The sequence below is a fragment of the Candidatus Izemoplasmatales bacterium genome (assembly GCA_041649275.1).
Taxonomy (GTDB): domain Bacteria; phylum Bacillota_I; class Bacilli_A; order Izemoplasmatales; family Hujiaoplasmataceae; genus UBA12489.
Map to the genome: position 1 here is coordinate 14,467 of JBAZNL010000018.1, position 15,435 is coordinate 29,901.

The following is a 15,435-nucleotide window of genomic DNA, read 5'->3' on the forward strand; positions in this document are numbered from 1 at the left end:
ATAAATGTCTCGTTCAATCAAAAAAGGTCCTTTCTGCGATGACCACCTTATGAAGAAAGTCTTGGAAGCGAACAAAACCAATTCCAAGAAAGTCATCCAAACCTGGTCCAGACGTTCGACGGTCTTCCCGCAGTTCGTGGGTCTGACGTTCGGCGTCCACAACGGCAAGGAGCACATCCCGGTCTACATCACCGAGGACATGGTCGGACACAAGCTCGGCGAATTCTCGCCGACGAGAACGTTCCGCGGCCACTCCGACAAGAAGGCCGTCAAGAAAGAGGGCGCGAAATAATGGATGTCAAAGCCACGCTCTATTCCGTCCGCATCGCTCCCCGCAAGATCAAGCTCGTGATCGACCTCGTCCGCGGCAAGGACGTCGCCGAAGCCTACGCGATCCTCGGCGCGACGCCCCGCGGCGCCTCGCTCGCGATCGACAAGCTGATCAAGTCGGCCGTCGCCAACGCCGACCACAACAACCAGCTTGACGTCGCCAAGCTCTACGTCAAGGACATCGCCGTCGCCGGCGGCAAGACCCTCAAGAGAATGCAGCCGCATTCCCAGGGCCGCGGCTTCCAGATCCTGAAGCGCACCAGCCACGTGTACGTCACCGTGGCGGAAAGGGAGTAGAGAACATGGGCCAGAAAGTCAGTCCTGTAGGATTCAGAGTAGGAATCATCCGCGACTGGGAATCCCGGTGGTACGCCGACAAGAAAGACGTCGCCGACCTGCTCCTGGAAGATCTCAAGATCCGCACTCTGCTCTATGAACTTTACAAGAACGCCAGCGTCTCGATGATCGAGATCGAGCGCAGCAAGTCGCGCGTCATCATCACCGTCAACACCGCCAAACCCGGCATGGTGATCGGCAAGGACGGCGCCACCAAGACCGCCGTCGTCGACAAGCTGAAGGCGCTCTCGAAGAAGGAAGTCTTCCTGAACATCGTCGAAATCAAGCACCCGGAACTCGACGCCAAGCTCGTCGCCGAATCGATCGCGCAGCAGCTTGAGAACCGCGCCTCGTTCCGCCGCGTCCAGAAGGTCGCCATCCAGCGCGCGCTCAAGATGGGCGCCAAGGGATGCAAGACGCTCATCTCCGGACGTCTCGCCGGTGCCGAAATCGCCCGCAGCGAAGGCTACAGCGAAGGCAACGTTCCGCTCCACACCCTCCGCGCGGACATCGATTTCGCGCTCACCGAGGCGCACACCACCTATGGCAAGCTCGGCGTCAAGGTCTGGGTCCACAGGGGCGAAATCCTTCCGCAGAAGAAGGAGGCAAAATAATCATGTTGATGCCCAAGAGAACCAAATATCGCCGTCCGCATGGCGTGAGCTATGAAGGACACGCGAAGGGCGGAACCGAGCTCGCCTTCGGCGACTACGGTCTCGTCGCCCTCGAGGGCGCGTGGGTTCCTTCCCGTGCGATCGAAGCGTCCCGCGTCGCGATGACCCGCTTCATGAAGCGCGAAGGCCAGGTCTGGACCAAGATCTTCCCGCACCTCGCGAAAACCAAGAAACCGCTGGAAGTCCGAATGGGCTCCGGCAAGGGCGCCCCGGACGACTGGGTCGCCGTCGTCAAGGAAGGACTCATCCTGTTCGAGATCGCCGGCGTCAGCGAAGCGGTCGCCAAGGAAGCCCTGCGTCTGGCCTCGCACAAATTGCCTGTCCTGACCAAGTTCATCAAGAAAGAGAACGGTGACGTCGATGCTGCACGTGAGTGAAATCCGCAAAATGGACAATGCCGCCATCCTGAAAGAGATCGACGTCCTGAAGAAGGAACTGTTCGATCTTCGCTTCAAGCACGCCACCGGCCAGCTTGAAAACACCGCGCGCCTGAATACCGTCAAGAAAACGATCGCCCGCATGAAGACGATCCTGACGGAACGGGCGGCCGAGTAGGAGGACTCCCATGGAAGCCAAACAGAGAGTGTTTACCGGAACCGTCGTTTCGGACAAGGCCGACAAGACCATCACGGTCCTCGTCACGTCTTACAAGAAGCACCAGCTTTACGAAAAGCGCACGCTCGCCTCGAAGAAATTCGCGGCCCACGACGAGAAGAACGAAGCCAAGACCGGCGACGTCGTGAGAATCATCGAATGCCGTCCGCTGTCCGCGACGAAGCGTTTCCGCCTCCTGGAAATCGTCGGCCGCGAAAAGCTCGGCGAGTAGGGGGCGACCGTCATGATCCAGGAATACACCAGAATGAAGATCGCCGACAATTCCGGCGCTCGTGAAATCATGGTCTTCAAGGTCCTCGGCGGCACCAGCCGCAAATACGCCAACATCGGCGACATCGTGATCGCGACCGTCAAGTTCGCGACCCCCGGCGGGATCGTCAAGAAGAGCGAGATCGTCAAGGCCGTCGTCGTCCGCACCGTCCGCGGCGTCCATCGCCCCGACGGTTCGTACATCAAGTTCGACGATAACGCCGCCGTCATCATCAAGGACGACAAGAGCCCGAAGGGCACCCGCATCTTCGGCCCGGTCGCCCGCGAGCTGAGAGACTACGACTTCACCAAGATCGTGTCCCTCGCTCCGGAAGTCTTGTAGGAGGAGCCGCCATATGAAACTCAAGAAGGGCGACAAGGTCGTCGTCATCGCCGGCGCCGACAAGGGCAAGCAGGGCACCATTTCCGCCATCTCGCCGAAGTCGAACCGCGTCATCATCGAAGGCGAAGGCATGAGCAAGATCAAGAAGCACCAGAAGCCGACGCAGGCCAATCCCGACGGCGGCATCGTCTCGCTGGACAAGCCGATCAACGCTTCCAACGTGATGCTGCTCGACCCGAAGACGAAGAAGCCGACGCGCATCGGATACAAGGAAGTCACCAAGAAGGTCAAGAAGCAGGAAGTCACGAAGGTCGTGCGGTTCGCCAAGAAGTCCGGCGAAGCGCTCGAGTGAGGGAGGGACGTCGATGAACAGACTCATTGAAAAGTATCGCGGCGAAATCGCTCCCGCGCTCCAGGCCAAGTTCAACTACGCTTCCGTGATGCAGATCCCGAAGATCGCGAAGATCGTCCTGAACATCGGGGCCGGCGACGCCGTCGCCAACCCGAAGGTCCTCGACGACGCCGTCGCCGAGCTTCAGCAGATCACCGGCCAGAAGCCGATCATCACCCGCGCCAAGAAATCGATCGCGAACTTCAAGCTCCGCGAAGAGATGCCGATCGGCTGCAAGGTCACGCTGCGCGGCGAGCGCATGTACGAATTCTTCGACAAGCTCGTCTCGCTCGCGCTGCCTCGCGTCCGCGACTTCCGCGGCGTCAACCCGCGCGGCTTCGACGGCCGCGGCAACTACACGCTCGGCGTCAAGGAACAGCTGATCTTCCCGGAGATCAACTACGACAAAGTCAACAAGGTCCGCGGCATGGACATCGTCATCGTCACGACCGCGCAGACCGACCAGGAAGCGTTCGAACTGCTCAAGCTGTTCGGAATGCCGTTCCGGAAGTAGGAGGTGCGCCATGGCTAAGACATCGCAAAAGATCAGACAGCAGCGCGGTTCGAAGTTCGCCGTCCGCGACTACACCCGCTGCGAACGCTGCGGCCGCCCGCATGCCGTCTACCGCAAGTTCAAAATCTGCCGCATCTGCTTCCGTGAACTGGCTTACAAGGGCCAGATTCCCGGCGTCAAAAAGGCAAGCTGGTAAGAAGGAGGCCTACACCCAATGGTTATGACAGACCCGATCGCGGATATGCTCACCAGAATCCGCAATGCCAATCAAATGCGTCATGCGACCGTCGAGATGCCCGCGTCGAAACTGAAGGCGGAAATCCTCGAGGTGCTCAAGAGCGAAGGCTACATCACGAAGTTCGAAGTGATCCCGGCCGCCGTCCAGGGCACGATCAAGGTCACCCTGAAATACCTGCCGAACAACGAACGGGCCGTCCGCGGCCTGAAACGGATTTCCAAACCCGGTCTCCGCGTCTACGCCAAGAACGACGAAATGCCCCGCGTCCTCAACGGGCTCGGCATCGCCATCGTCTCCACTTCGCACGGAATCATGACGGACCGCGACGCCCGCAAGCAGCAAGTCGGCGGCGAAATCCTCGCGTACGTTTGGTAATTCCGAACGAAGTCTAGAAGAGAAAAGATGAGAGGTGCAAGAAAAGTATGAGTCGTGTTGGTAGAAAACTGATCGTGCTCCCCGCCGGAGTCACCGCGACCGTCAACGGCACGCACGTTGCGATCAAGGGCCCGAAAGGGACGCTCGAATTCACGTTCCACAAGGATATGACCATCGTATCCGAGAACAACACCCTTTCTGTAACCCGGCCATCGGATTCGCTCGAAAACCGCGCGCTCCACGGAACGACGCGGGCCCTGCTGAACAACATGGTCATAGGAGTGACGACCGGCTTTGCGAAGACGCTCGATATCAAGGGCGTCGGCTACCGTGCGTCGCTGAAGGACGGCCGCACGCTGGTTCTCAACGTCGGCTACTCGAATCCCGTCGAGATCCCGATTCCCGCCGGCCTCACCTGCGAGATCCCGGTCAACACCGAGGTCACCGTCAAGGGTGCCGACAAGCAGGCCGTCGGCGAGTTCACCGCCTATATCCGCAAGGTCCGCGAACCCGAGCCGTACCTCGGCAAGGGCATCCGCTATCGCGGCGAGCACGTACGCCACAAGGAAGGAAAAACTGCTAAGAAGTAGCAGGATGGTGATCGCACATGTATACTCCCGTTAACAAGAACGAACAGCGGATCAAGCGTCACGGCCGTTCCCGCGTGAATCTCGTCGGCACCACCGAGAGACCGCGCCTGAACGTCTTCCGTTCGAACGCCGCGATCTATTGTCAGATCATCGACGACACCGTCGGCAACACCCTCGTGAGCGCCTCGTCGCTGGAAGTAAAGGACCTGAACGGCGGCAACATCGCCGGCGCCAAGGTCGTCGGCAAGCTGATCGCCGAAAAGGCGATCGCGAAGGGCATCAAGACCGTCGTGTTCGACCGCGGCGGCTACATCTACCACGGCAGGGTCAAGGCCTTGGCCGAAGCCGCCCGCGAAGCGGGTCTGCAATTCTAAGGAGGCCCATGATGGAAAATACGAACAGAGAGAAAGATGCCAACAGGGAAAAGAGACCCTTCCGCGGACCCAGACCGCCGAAGAAGGAAGAGAAGCTCTACGACGAGAAGGTCGTCTCGATCGGCCGCGTCACGAAGGTCGTCAAGGGCGGCAAGCGCTTCAGTTTCGCCGCGATCGTCGTCATCGGCGACCGCAAGGGCACCGTCGGTTTCGGCGCCGGCAAGGCCTCGGAAGTCCCGGACGCCATCAAGAAGGGCATCGAGGACGCCAAGAAGAACCTCGTCAAGATCAATCTGAACGGCACCACCATCCCGCATGAGGCGCTCGGCCACTACGGTGCGGCGAAGGTCTTCATGCGTCCGGCCGTCGAAGGCACCGGCGTCATCGCCGGCGGCGCGATCCGCGCCGTCTTCGAACTTGCCGGCATCCAGGACGTGCTCTCCAAGTCGCTCGGGTCCAACGCCCCGATCAACATGGTGCGCGCCACGATGGAAGGCCTGAACTCGATGCGAAACGTCGATCAGGTCGCCGTCACCCGCGGAATCAAATCCGAGGAGGTCCTGAAATAATGGCACAGATCAAGATCACGCTGACGAAGAGCCTCATCGGCCGCAAGCCGAACCAAGTCAAAACGATCAAGGCCCTCGGCCTGACCAAGATGCAGTCCTCGGTCGTCAAGGAAGACACCGAAGCGCTGCGCGGGATGATCCATTCGGTCGCCCATCTGGTCACCGTCGAAGCGGTCAAGTAGGAGGCGCAAGATGAAACTCAACGAACTCAGACCCGTCGAAGGCGCCACGCACTACGGCAAACGCAAGGGCCGCGGCACCTCGAGCGGCAACGGCAAGACCGCCGGACGCGGCCAGAAGGGCCAGAAGTCCAGAAGCGGCGGACATTCGCGCATGGGCTTCGAAGGCGGCCAGACGCCGCTCTTCAAGCGTCTGCCGAAGCGTGGCTTCACGAACTTCTTTAGGAAGGAATACGCGACGGTCAACGTCTCGGACCTCGCCGCATATCCGGAGAACACGGTCGTCAATCCGGAGCTCCTGCTCCGCGACGGTCTCGTCAAGAACGTCGTCAGCGGGGTGAAGATCCTCGGCGACGGCGCCCTCAACGTCAAGCTCACGGTGCAGGCACACAAATTCTCCGCGACGGCCAAGTCGATCATCGAAGCTGCCGGTGGACAAGCCGAGGTCATCTGACATGGAGACATTGAAGCGGCTTTTCAAGAACAAGGACGTCCTTCTCAAGATCGGCTTCACGCTGCTGGCCTTCCTGGTCTTCAAGCTCCTCACCTATGTCACCATGCCTCTGATCAACCCGGAGTCGCTCACCGCGCTCTTCGACAACAGCGGCTTCCTCGGAATCGTCAACTCGATCTCCGGCGACGCGCTGCGCAACTATTCGATCATCGCCCTCGGCATCAGCCCGTACATCACCGCGTCGATCGTCATCCAGCTCCTCCAGATGGACATCATCCCCGTCCTGAAGGAATGGGGCGAGGAAGGCGAAGTCGGACGCGCGAAGATCAGCCGCCTGACCCGCTACGTGGCGATGGGGCTCGCCTTCATCCAGGCGATCGCGATGACCTTTGCGTTCCACAGTTCGCAGACCGCGCTCTTTGAGTACGGCGTCTCCGACTGGGCGACCGAAGGCGGCCGGAACCTCTGGTTCCTCATCTACTTCTACATCGCGATCGTGCTGACCGCCGGCACCGCGTTCATGATCTGGCTCGCCGATCAGATCACGCTGCACGGCGTGGGCAACGGCTCGTCGATGCTGATCGTGGCCGGCATCGTCATCTCCTTCCCGGGAACGATCGCCTCGCTCATCCAGTACTATATCGTCGACCCCTCCGGCGCCCTCGGCGATTCGGTCTCGGCGGTCCAGGGGCAACCCTGGGGATACGTCCTCTTCGGCGTCTGCATCCTGCTCTTCGTGATCGTCCTCGTCGGCATCACCTACATGCAGGCCGCGACCCGCAAGATCCCGATCCAGTACGCGAACCGCCCGGCCGGCTCGAAGTTCTCCGGCAAGTCGGATTCGAACCTTCCGATCAAGATCAACACCGCGAACGTGATTCCGGTCATCTTCGCCTCGATCATCCTCTCGCTTCCGAACACGATCTTCAGCTACATCCAGTGGGGCGAGACCGACGCGGCCATCGCGGCGAAGAACTGGCTCGGCCAGATCTTCTCCTACAACCAGCCGATCGGCTTCGCGATCTACCTCGTCCTGATCTTCGTCTTCACCTTCTTCTATTCGTTCATCCTCGTCAAGCCGGACCAGATCGCGGAAAACCTGCAGAAGTCGAACGCGTACATCCCCGGTGTCCGTCCCGGTCTCGAAACGGAAACCTACGTCACGAAGTCGCTGTTCCGCGTCACCGTCATCGGCGCGCTGTTCCTCATGGTGGTGGCGGCGCTCCCGATCATCGCCTCGATGGCCCTCGGCCACGACTACGCGCAGATCGGCGGCACGTCGCTTCTGATCATCATCGGCGTCGCGCTCGAAACCGCGAAGCAGATCGAAACCGATACGCAGGACAAGGTCTACGCCGGATTCATGAGGTAGCCTCATGGTCAACATGCTGATCATGGGCAAGCCGGGGGCCGGCAAGGGGACGCTCGCGTCCCGCCTGCTCGACCACTACCGGCTCGCCCATATCTCGACCGGCAACATCTACCGCGAGGAGATCGCGAAGGGCTCCGCCATCGGCGTCGAAGCCCAGAAATACATCTCCCAGGGAGAACTGGTGCCGGACGACATGACCAACGCCATCGTCTACGACATCCTCAAAAACCACCCGATGGAACACGGCTTCATGCTCGACGGCTATCCCCGGACGAAAGCCCAGGCGATCGCCCTCGACGAGATGCTCCACGCCCTCGGCCTCAGTCTCGACGTCGTCGTCAACATGGACATCGACGACGACCTCCTGATGCGCCGGATGGCGGGACGCCGCGTCTGCCCCAAGTGCGGGGCGACGTACAACGTCTCCACCAAGCCGCCGAAGGTCGAAGGCGTCTGCGACGTCTGCGGCACGGCCCTGATCCAGCGCGCCGACGACTCCGAGGAATCGGTGAAGAACCGGCTCCGGATCTACAACAAGGCGACGCGGCCGCTGCTCGGCTACTACGAGAAGACCGGCCTGCTCATGACCGTCGACGGCGCCCTGCCGACGACGGCGGTCTTCGATCGAATCGTCGCCGGATTGGACGGCAAACGCCATGGTCACGATCAAGTCTGAACGGGAGATCGCCCTGATGCGCGAAGCGGGACGGATCGTCGCGCTCGCGCACCGGGAGGTCGCCAGACACATCAGGCCGGGGGTCACGACCGCCCAGCTCGACGAAGTCGTCGAGCGGACGATCCGCTCCCTGGACGCGATCCCTTCCTTCAAGGGCTACGAAGGCTTCCCCGCGGCGGCCTGCATCTCGGTGAACGAGGTCGTGATCCACGGGATCCCGTCGCCGAAGAAGACCTTGAAGGCGGGGGACATCGTCTCCGTCGACATCGGTGCGACGTACAGGGGATACCACGGCGATTCCGCCTGGACCTATCCCTGCGGCGAGATCGCGCCCGAAGCCGCGGCGCTCCTGGCCGCGACCGAGGGAAGCCTGTTCGCCGGCCTCGCGTTCGCGAAGGGCGGCAATCGGCTCACCGACATCTCGCACGCGGTGCAGACCTACGCCGAGGCGAGGGGCTACAGCGTCGTCCGCGAGTTCACCGGACACGGCATCGGCTCCCAGCTGCACGAAGACCCCCAGATCCTGAACTACGGCGCTCCCGGCAGGGGCATCACGCTCCGCCCGGGGATGACGATCGCGGTCGAACCGATGATCAACGCCGGCAAGAAGGAAGTCCGGGTCCTCAGGGACGGCTGGACCACCGTCACGCTCGACGGCAGGCTCAGCGCCCACTTCGAGCACACGGTCCTGATCACCGGGACCGGATACGAGATCCTGACGAAAGTCGAAAAGGAGTGATTCGATGGCAAAGAAAGATGACGTGATCGAAATGCTCGGCACGGTCGTGGAGGTTCTCCCGAACGCGCAGTTCATCGTCGAACTGGAGATCGGGCATCGCATCATCGGACACGTTTCTGGTAAAATCCGCATGCATTACATACGCATTTTACCAGGCGACAAGGTCAAGGTCGAACTGTCGACCTATGATTTAACACGTGGCCGCATCACCTACCGCATCAACTGATTCCACAAATTCAATGGAGGCAAGGCATGAAAATCAGACCGTCCGTCAAGAAAATCTGCGACAAATGCAAAATCATCAAGCGCCATGGCAACGTCATGGTGATCTGCGAAAATCCGAAACACAAGCAGAGACAGGGAAAGTAGGAGGTACACAATGGCTCGCATTGCAGGAGTAGACATCCCGAGGGAAAAACGCGTCGTCATTTCCCTCTGCTACATTTACGGCATCGGCAAGACCCTTTCGCAACGGATCCTCAAGGTGGCGAACATCTCCGAGGACAAGCGCGTCAAGGACCTCACCGACGACGAACTCGTCCGGATCCGCACCGAAGTCTCGAAGTACAAGGTGGAAGGCGATCTCCGTCGTGAAGTCGCCCTCAACATCAAGCGGCTGATCGAAATCGGATCGTACCGCGGCATCCGCCATCGCAAGGGCCTTCCGACCCGCGGTCAGAACACGCGGAACAACGCCCGTACCCGCAAGGGTCCGCGGAAGACCATCGCGAACAAGAAGAAATAGGAGGACATGATCCCATGGCACGTACCGTCGTCACCAAGAAACGTCGTGTGAAGAAGAACATCCCGCTCGGGGTGGCCCATATCCATTCGACCTTCAACAACACCATCATCACCATCACCGACCCGGCCGGCAACGCGATCGCGTGGAGTTCCTCCGGCGCCGTCGGATACAAGGGCAGCCGCAAGTCGACGCCCTACGCCGCCGGCCTCGCGTCCGAAGCCTGCGCGAAGGCCGCCATGGAAAACGGCGTCCAGCGCGTCGAAGTTTCCGTCAAGGGCCCCGGCCCCGGCCGCGAAGCCGCGATCCGCAGCCTCCAGGTGGCGGGTCTCGAGATCACCGCGATCAAGGACGTCACGCCGGTCCCCCACAACGGGTGCCGCCCGCCGAAGCGTCCGCGCGGATAAGGGGGCGCTCCGATGAAGGACTTGAAATTCGAAAAGCCGAAGACCATCACCGAGGAAATCAACGAGAACTACGGTCGCTTCGTCGTCACCCCGTTGGATCGCGGCTTTGGAATTACCATCGGTAACTCCCTGAGACGAGTTTTATTGTCTTCTCTGCCCGGCGCCGCGATCATCAATCTCCAAATCGACGAAGTCAGCCACGAATTCACCGCCATCGACAACGTCGTCGAAGACGTCACCGCGATCGTCCTGAACCTGAAGGGCGTCGTCCTGACGATCGATTCGACGAATCCCGCCGTCGAGAAGCGCCTCGAGATCATCGTCGAGGGCCCCTGCGACGTCACCGCCGCCGACATCATCGCCGACGACGAGGTCGACATCGTCAACCCCGACCACTACATCTGCCACGTCAACAAGGGCAAGCGTTTCCGCATGGTCATGAACGCCCGCAAGGGCAACGGCTACGTCTCGGCCGACAAGAACGCGGCGTTCCGCGAGAACAAGGTCGGCGTCATCCCGATCGACTCGCTCTACACCCCGGTCGTCCGCGCCAACTACGCCGTCGACAAGACCCGCGTCGACGACAACGCCGACTACGACAAGCTCACCGTCGAAGTCTGGACCAACGGTTCCATGGGACCGAAGGAAGCCATCGGCATGGCCGCCAAGATGCTCATCGACCATCTCCATTCCGTCGTCGAGCTCTCCACCAAGGCGATGGCCGAGGACTTCATGATCGAGCGCAAGTCGGAAGAATCCTCCAGGAACCTGGAGAAGCCGATCGAGGACCTCGATCTGTCCGTCAGAAGCTACAACTGCCTGAAGCGCGCCGGCATCCATACCCTCGGAGAACTCATCGAGAAGACCGAGGAAGACATGATGAAGGTCCGCAATCTCGGCAAGAAATCGTTGAAAGAAGTCAAACAAAAGCTCGAAGAACTCGGCTTGGGTCTGGCGAAACACTAAATCAGGAGGCAATCATGGCTAGAGGATACGCAAAACTCCACCGGGACAGCTCGAGCCGCAAGGCGCTCATCCGCGATCTCGCGACGCAACTCATCCTGCACGGCAGGATCGAGACGTCCGTGGTCAAGGCGAAGGAACTCCGCCGTACCGTCGAACATCTGATCACGCTCGCGAAGAAGGGCGACCTCGCGTCGATCCGCCTCGCGGGCCGCACCGTCCGTCCGCTCGAGATCGAGGACCAGACGGCGCTGCAGAAGCTCTTCAAGGAAATCGGCCCGAAGTATCAGGACCGCAACGGCGGCTACACCCGCATCTTCCGGGTCGGCTACCGTCTCGGCGACTCCTGCCCGATGGCGATCATCGAACTCGTCTGAACGAAAGCCGCGACCCCTCGGGCCGCGGTTTTTTTCAAGGCGCGGACAAGCGGTGTCGCCATCCGCGCCCGCATTTGGTATAATGATAGTGTTACGGCGGTGATCGCATGGCTTTCCTTGAAATCCGCAACCTCTCCTTCACCTACAACCAGAAGCGCATGGTCCTGAAGCACGTCGACCTCGACGTACGACGCGGCGAATGGATCGCGGTCCTGGGACACAACGGCTCCGGCAAATCGACGCTCGCGAAGACGATCGTCGGTCTTTTGCGTCCGGCCGAAGGAACCGTCGCGGTCGACGGGACGATCCTCTCGGACGAGACCGCCTACGATGTCCGCCGCAAGGTCGGGATCGTCTTCCAGAACCCCGACAACCAGTTCGTCGGCGTCACCGTGAAGGACGACATCGCCTTCGGAATGGAGAACCTGTGCATCCCGCGCGCCGAGATGGAGGAGAAGATCGGCTTCTACGCGGCCAAGGTCGGGATGACCGACTACCTCGACAAGGAGCCCTCCGCCCTTTCGGGCGGGCAGAAGCAGAGGATCGCGATCGCCGGGATCCTCGCGATGAAGACCGACATGATCGTCTTCGACGAGGCGACGTCGATGCTCGACCCCTCCTCGCGCCGCGAGCTGATGGACTACATCGGGACGCTTCACGCCGAGGGGCTCACGATCGTGATGATCACCCACGACATCGAGGAGGCGCTCCTCGCCGACCGGCTCGTCGTCCTCAAGGACGGCGAAGTCGTCGCCGCCGACGTCCCCGAGGCGCTCTTCAAGCATCCCGAGGCATTCCGGGACGCCCGGCTCGAGCTCCCTGCGGCGATCCGCATCTACTACGACATCATGGCGGCGGGGGACATGACGCCCGCGCTCGCGGAGGTCCTATGGCGATCCGGTTCCGGCAGGTAGGCTACGCGTACCCGGGCTACGGCCTCGGGAACTACGACGCCATCCGAAACATCACGCTCGACATCGAGGGAAGCGGCGAGTTCGTCGCCCTCGTCGGGCAGACCGGGTCGGGCAAGTCGACCCTCGCGCAGCACATGAACGCGCTCATCTTCCCGACGTCGGGAACCGTCGAGATCTTCGGCGCCGTCGTCGGTCCGAAGCGCGACCGGAACGTGAAATACAACGCCCTCCGGCGTCAGGTCGGGCTCGTCTTCCAGTTCCCCGAATACCAGCTCTTCGAGGAGACCGTCGAGAAGGACGTGATGTTCGGCCCGACCAACTTCGGCGTGCCCGCCCCCGAGGCGAAGGCGATGGCGGAGAAGGCCCTCGGTCTCGTCGGCCTCGGTCCGCAGTACCTGAAGCGCAATCCGCTCAACCTCTCGGGCGGCGAGAAGAAGCGCGTCTCGATCGCCGGCATCCTCGCGATGGACCCGGCCGTGCTCGTCCTCGACGAGCCGACCTCGGGCCTCGACCCGAGCGGCAAGAAGACGATGATGGAACTCTTCAGGTCGCTTCGCGAATCGACCGGCAAGTCGATCGTCGTGATCACCCACGACATGGACCTCGTCTACGAGTACATGGACCGCGTCCTCGTCCTCGATCGGGGCGAGCTCGTCTTCGACGGCACGCCCGACGCGCTCTTCCGGCGGGACGACCTCGAAAAGCTCCATCTCGACGATCCGGCCTCGGTAAGGATCCTGAAGCGCGTCAAGAAGGAACTCGGCCTCGACCTCGACGTCTACCAGAAGGACGTCGCCGCGGCGGTCAGGGAGCTTTTGCGGGCGGTGAAGCCATGAAGAACATCGTGATCGGCCAGTACGTGCCGGGAACCGGCTTCTTCCACCGCCTCGATCCGCGCACCAAGATCGTCGCCGTCGTCTTCCTGATGGTGGCGGTATTCCTCCTCGAGTCGATCCTCCAGGTGTCGATCGCGTTTGCGGTCACGCTTGGGGTCATGTTATTGGGCAGGATCTCCGTCGGCCGCGTCGCGAGGGGGATGCGTCCGCTCTTCGTTCTGCTCGTCTTCACCTTCTCCTTCCAGATCTTCTTGAACCGCGAGGGGACGCTCTGGCTCCGGCAGGACATGACGATCGGGCTATATTCGATCCTCGCCGCCGTCGCCTGGACGGTCCTCTGGCGCCTCGCCGCCTCCTTCCGCCGCTTCCGCGGGGTGCTCATGATCCTCTGGATCGCGGGCGTCTACGCGGCGTTCTCGTACCTGCCGGCCGAAGGCCCGGTCTGGACGACGTATGCCTTCGAGATCTACGAGAGCGGCGTCGTGACGTCGGTCTTCGTCGTCATCCGCCTGCTCATCGTGATCTCGCTTTCGACCGTGCTCACGCTCACGACCAAGCCGACCGACCTCACCCAGGGGCTCGAAAGCCTCCTCCGGCCGCTCAAGCGGCTCGGCGTCCATTCCGACGACTTCGCGCTCATCATCTCGATCTCGCTCCGCTACATCCCGACGATCCTCGACGAGGCGAACAAGATCATGCTCGCGCAGGCGAGCCGCGGCGCCGATTTCAACGAGGGCAGGCTGCTCGAGAAGGTGAAGCAGATCGTCTCGCTCCTCATCCCGATGTTCATCATCGCCTTCAAGCGGAGCGAGGACCTCGCCGACGCGATGGAATCGCGCAACTTCGTCCCGGGGAGACCCCGGACGCGGATCCACGAACTCGCCTTTGGCGCCGCCGACCTCGTCACCGCGGTCTTCACCGTCCTCGTCTTCGTCGGATCGATCCTGATCCGGGTGATCCCATGACGATCCGGGATCTTCGCGTTGCCCTCCTGAAGGGCGACGTCCTCCCCCATCTCGACCCGCGCGTCGCGCTGTTGGGCGAGGACCGCGTCGTCCGCCACGGCGAGGACGCCATCGATTACCTCAAGGTCCTCCCCGGAATCTTCGACGGCGTCGTCCTCTTCCCCGACGAGGCCCGCGCGACCGTCTCCGGGACGACGGCGGCGGGACTCTCCGTGAAACTCTTCCTCTACGACGGGAAGGTCGACCGCGTCCTCTTCAAGCGCCCCGATCCGTCCAGGACCAGGATCCGCATGACCGTCGCCTACGACGGCACCGACTTCTTCGGCTTCCAGCGCCAGGCCGAACTCCGAAGCGTCCAGGCCGAGCTCGAGGGGATGGTCTCGCACGTCAACGGCGAACCGACGGCCGTGAACGGCGCCTCGCGCACCGACACCGGCGTGCACGCCGTCGGCCAGGTGGTCCACTTCGATTCGGTTCGCGAGTTCTCGCCGGAGCGGTGGATGACGATCATGAACCATTCGCTTCCCGACGACGTCCGGATCGTCGCGGCGGCATCGACCCATCCGCTCTTCCACGCCCGCTTCGACGTCTTCGAGAAGGAATACCGCTACACCGTCGACGTCGGCGCCTACGATCCGCTCAGGCGGCGGCAGGCTTGGTTTCCCGGTCCGCTCGACCAGGATGTCCTCGAACGCGAGATCGGAAAGGTCGTCGGCACCCACGACTTCACCTCCTTCAGCAAGGGCGAGAAAGACTCGAAGGTGCGAACGATCAAGGAAGCGCGCGTCGAACGCGAGGGCGACAGGATCACGCTCGTCTTCGTCGGCGACGGCTTCCTCCACAACATGATTCGCCTGCTTTCCGCGTCGCTCGTCAGGATCGCCCAGGGGAGCATGGACGCGGACATGGCGGAGCTCATCGCTTCGAAGAGTCGCATCCGGACGCAGGAACTGGCGCCCGCCGCCGGGCTCTGCCTGATGCGGGTCGAATACTGAGCAGCCAGGACGCGTGATCTGAAGCATTTCTGACAACAAAGATAGCAACCGGATTCTCTGGGGTCTCCCCATCGGATCCGGTTGCTTTTTGCACACTATGATGATTTTGGATTGGTATGGAAATTAATGAGTGACTAACTATCTTCTGTCAATCTATTTATTCTTTATATATGTAGATAACGACAAAAAACCCTTGTGAAGGGCGGATCGAAGAAATC

Annotated in this window: 29 protein-coding genes; all 29 read left to right on the forward strand. The window is 61.4% G+C overall.

The window, feature by feature from the left end; translation table 11 throughout:
- Window positions 1–4: 4 nt before the first annotated feature.
- The 29 genes from rpsS (at window position 5) to truA (ending at window position 15,217) form a co-directional block, all read left to right on the forward strand.
- Complete coding sequence (gene rpsS / locus WC509_07885) at window positions 5–292, forward strand: 30S ribosomal protein S19 (GenBank protein ID MFA5007361.1); 288 nt, start codon at window positions 5–7, stop codon at window positions 290–292.
- Window positions 292–627 carry a 50S ribosomal protein L22 gene (gene rplV / locus WC509_07890; protein MFA5007362.1) on the forward strand — a complete coding sequence of 112 codons (336 nt, stop codon included), beginning with the start codon at window positions 292–294 and terminating at the stop codon, window positions 625–627. Before rpsS ends, rplV begins: the two co-directional genes overlap by 1 nt.
- Before the next feature lie 5 nt (window positions 628–632).
- Window positions 633–1,280 carry a 30S ribosomal protein S3 gene (gene rpsC, locus WC509_07895; GenBank protein ID MFA5007363.1) on the forward strand — a complete coding sequence of 216 codons (648 nt, stop codon included), beginning with the start codon at window positions 633–635 and terminating at the stop codon, window positions 1,278–1,280.
- Window positions 1,281–1,282: 2 nt separating this feature from the next.
- Window positions 1,283–1,717: a 50S ribosomal protein L16 gene (rplP, locus tag WC509_07900; GenBank protein MFA5007364.1), complete on the forward strand. Its 435-nt coding sequence runs from the start codon at window positions 1,283–1,285 to the stop codon at window positions 1,715–1,717.
- A 10-nt stretch (window positions 1,718–1,727) separates the two neighbouring features.
- Window positions 1,728–1,895 (forward strand): 50S ribosomal protein L29, encoded by a 168-nt coding sequence (rpmC, locus tag WC509_07905; protein MFA5007365.1) that lies wholly within the window; start codon window positions 1,728–1,730, stop codon window positions 1,893–1,895.
- A gap of 10 nt (window positions 1,896–1,905) precedes the next feature.
- Window positions 1,906–2,166 (forward strand): 30S ribosomal protein S17, encoded by a 261-nt coding sequence (gene rpsQ / locus WC509_07910; protein ID MFA5007366.1) that lies wholly within the window; start codon window positions 1,906–1,908, stop codon window positions 2,164–2,166.
- A 12-nt stretch (window positions 2,167–2,178) separates the two neighbouring features.
- Window positions 2,179–2,547: a 50S ribosomal protein L14 gene (rplN, locus tag WC509_07915; GenBank protein MFA5007367.1), complete on the forward strand. Its 369-nt coding sequence runs from the start codon at window positions 2,179–2,181 to the stop codon at window positions 2,545–2,547.
- 13 nt (window positions 2,548–2,560) lie between these two features.
- Window positions 2,561–2,899 (forward strand): 50S ribosomal protein L24, encoded by a 339-nt coding sequence (gene rplX / locus WC509_07920; protein MFA5007368.1) that lies wholly within the window; start codon window positions 2,561–2,563, stop codon window positions 2,897–2,899.
- 13 nt (window positions 2,900–2,912) lie between these two features.
- Complete coding sequence (gene rplE / locus WC509_07925; GenBank protein MFA5007369.1) at window positions 2,913–3,452, forward strand: 50S ribosomal protein L5; 540 nt, start codon at window positions 2,913–2,915, stop codon at window positions 3,450–3,452.
- Window positions 3,453–3,462: 10 nt separating this feature from the next.
- Window positions 3,463–3,648 carry a type Z 30S ribosomal protein S14 gene (locus WC509_07930; GenBank protein ID MFA5007370.1) on the forward strand — a complete coding sequence of 62 codons (186 nt, stop codon included), beginning with the start codon at window positions 3,463–3,465 and terminating at the stop codon, window positions 3,646–3,648.
- An 18-nt stretch (window positions 3,649–3,666) separates the two neighbouring features.
- Complete coding sequence (gene rpsH / locus WC509_07935; protein MFA5007371.1) at window positions 3,667–4,065, forward strand: 30S ribosomal protein S8; 399 nt, start codon at window positions 3,667–3,669, stop codon at window positions 4,063–4,065.
- Window positions 4,066–4,112: 47 nt separating this feature from the next.
- Window positions 4,113–4,655 (forward strand): 50S ribosomal protein L6, encoded by a 543-nt coding sequence (gene rplF, locus WC509_07940; GenBank protein ID MFA5007372.1) that lies wholly within the window; start codon window positions 4,113–4,115, stop codon window positions 4,653–4,655.
- Between the two features lie 17 nt (window positions 4,656–4,672).
- Window positions 4,673–5,029, forward strand: coding sequence for a 50S ribosomal protein L18 (gene rplR / locus WC509_07945; protein MFA5007373.1), 357 nt, complete (start codon window positions 4,673–4,675; stop codon window positions 5,027–5,029).
- 11 nt (window positions 5,030–5,040) lie between these two features.
- On the forward strand, window positions 5,041–5,598 hold the full coding sequence (gene rpsE, locus WC509_07950; protein ID MFA5007374.1) for a 30S ribosomal protein S5: 558 nt from the start codon (window positions 5,041–5,043) through the stop codon (window positions 5,596–5,598).
- A complete protein-coding gene (gene rpmD / locus WC509_07955; GenBank protein MFA5007375.1) occupies window positions 5,598–5,780 on the forward strand; it encodes a 50S ribosomal protein L30 in 183 nt (60 codons plus the stop codon). Before rpsE ends, rpmD begins: the two co-directional genes overlap by 1 nt.
- A gap of 10 nt (window positions 5,781–5,790) precedes the next feature.
- Entirely contained in the window at window positions 5,791–6,231 is a 441-nt protein-coding gene (gene rplO / locus WC509_07960; GenBank protein ID MFA5007376.1) for a 50S ribosomal protein L15, read from the forward strand.
- Window position 6,232: 1 nt separating this feature from the next.
- A complete protein-coding gene (gene secY, locus WC509_07965) occupies window positions 6,233–7,603 on the forward strand; it encodes a preprotein translocase subunit SecY (protein ID MFA5007377.1) in 1,371 nt (456 codons plus the stop codon).
- Window positions 7,604–7,607: 4 nt separating this feature from the next.
- Window positions 7,608–8,279 (forward strand): adenylate kinase, encoded by a 672-nt coding sequence (locus WC509_07970; GenBank protein ID MFA5007378.1) that lies wholly within the window; start codon window positions 7,608–7,610, stop codon window positions 8,277–8,279.
- Entirely contained in the window at window positions 8,260–9,018 is a 759-nt protein-coding gene (map, locus tag WC509_07975; protein MFA5007379.1) for a type I methionyl aminopeptidase, read from the forward strand. Before WC509_07970 ends, map begins: the two co-directional genes overlap by 20 nt.
- Window positions 9,019–9,022: 4 nt before the next feature.
- The gene (gene infA, locus WC509_07980; GenBank protein ID MFA5007380.1) at window positions 9,023–9,244 is read left to right on the forward strand and encodes a translation initiation factor IF-1; all 222 of its coding nucleotides are present in this window, start codon (window positions 9,023–9,025) and stop codon (window positions 9,242–9,244) included.
- Window positions 9,245–9,270: 26 nt separating this feature from the next.
- Window positions 9,271–9,387 (forward strand): 50S ribosomal protein L36, encoded by a 117-nt coding sequence (rpmJ, locus tag WC509_07985; protein ID MFA5007381.1) that lies wholly within the window; start codon window positions 9,271–9,273, stop codon window positions 9,385–9,387.
- A gap of 10 nt (window positions 9,388–9,397) precedes the next feature.
- A complete protein-coding gene (gene rpsM, locus WC509_07990) occupies window positions 9,398–9,763 on the forward strand; it encodes a 30S ribosomal protein S13 (protein MFA5007382.1) in 366 nt (121 codons plus the stop codon).
- 14 nt (window positions 9,764–9,777) lie between these two features.
- Window positions 9,778–10,167 carry a 30S ribosomal protein S11 gene (rpsK, locus tag WC509_07995; protein ID MFA5007383.1) on the forward strand — a complete coding sequence of 130 codons (390 nt, stop codon included), beginning with the start codon at window positions 9,778–9,780 and terminating at the stop codon, window positions 10,165–10,167.
- A 12-nt stretch (window positions 10,168–10,179) separates the two neighbouring features.
- Window positions 10,180–11,133 carry a DNA-directed RNA polymerase subunit alpha gene (locus WC509_08000; GenBank protein MFA5007384.1) on the forward strand — a complete coding sequence of 318 codons (954 nt, stop codon included), beginning with the start codon at window positions 10,180–10,182 and terminating at the stop codon, window positions 11,131–11,133.
- A 14-nt stretch (window positions 11,134–11,147) separates the two neighbouring features.
- The gene (gene rplQ, locus WC509_08005) at window positions 11,148–11,507 is read left to right on the forward strand and encodes a 50S ribosomal protein L17 (GenBank protein ID MFA5007385.1); all 360 of its coding nucleotides are present in this window, start codon (window positions 11,148–11,150) and stop codon (window positions 11,505–11,507) included.
- Between the two features lie 107 nt (window positions 11,508–11,614).
- A complete protein-coding gene (locus WC509_08010; GenBank protein MFA5007386.1) occupies window positions 11,615–12,421 on the forward strand; it encodes an energy-coupling factor transporter ATPase in 807 nt (268 codons plus the stop codon).
- Entirely contained in the window at window positions 12,397–13,257 is an 861-nt protein-coding gene (locus WC509_08015) for an energy-coupling factor transporter ATPase (protein MFA5007387.1), read from the forward strand. The genes WC509_08010 and WC509_08015 overlap by 25 nt, the downstream gene beginning before the upstream one ends.
- Complete coding sequence (locus tag WC509_08020; GenBank protein MFA5007388.1) at window positions 13,254–14,222, forward strand: energy-coupling factor transporter transmembrane component T; 969 nt, start codon at window positions 13,254–13,256, stop codon at window positions 14,220–14,222. The genes WC509_08015 and WC509_08020 overlap by 4 nt, the downstream gene beginning before the upstream one ends.
- Window positions 14,219–15,217, forward strand: coding sequence for a tRNA pseudouridine(38-40) synthase TruA (gene truA / locus WC509_08025; protein MFA5007389.1), 999 nt, complete (start codon window positions 14,219–14,221; stop codon window positions 15,215–15,217). The genes WC509_08020 and truA overlap by 4 nt, the downstream gene beginning before the upstream one ends.
- Window positions 15,218–15,435 lie beyond the last annotated feature (218 nt).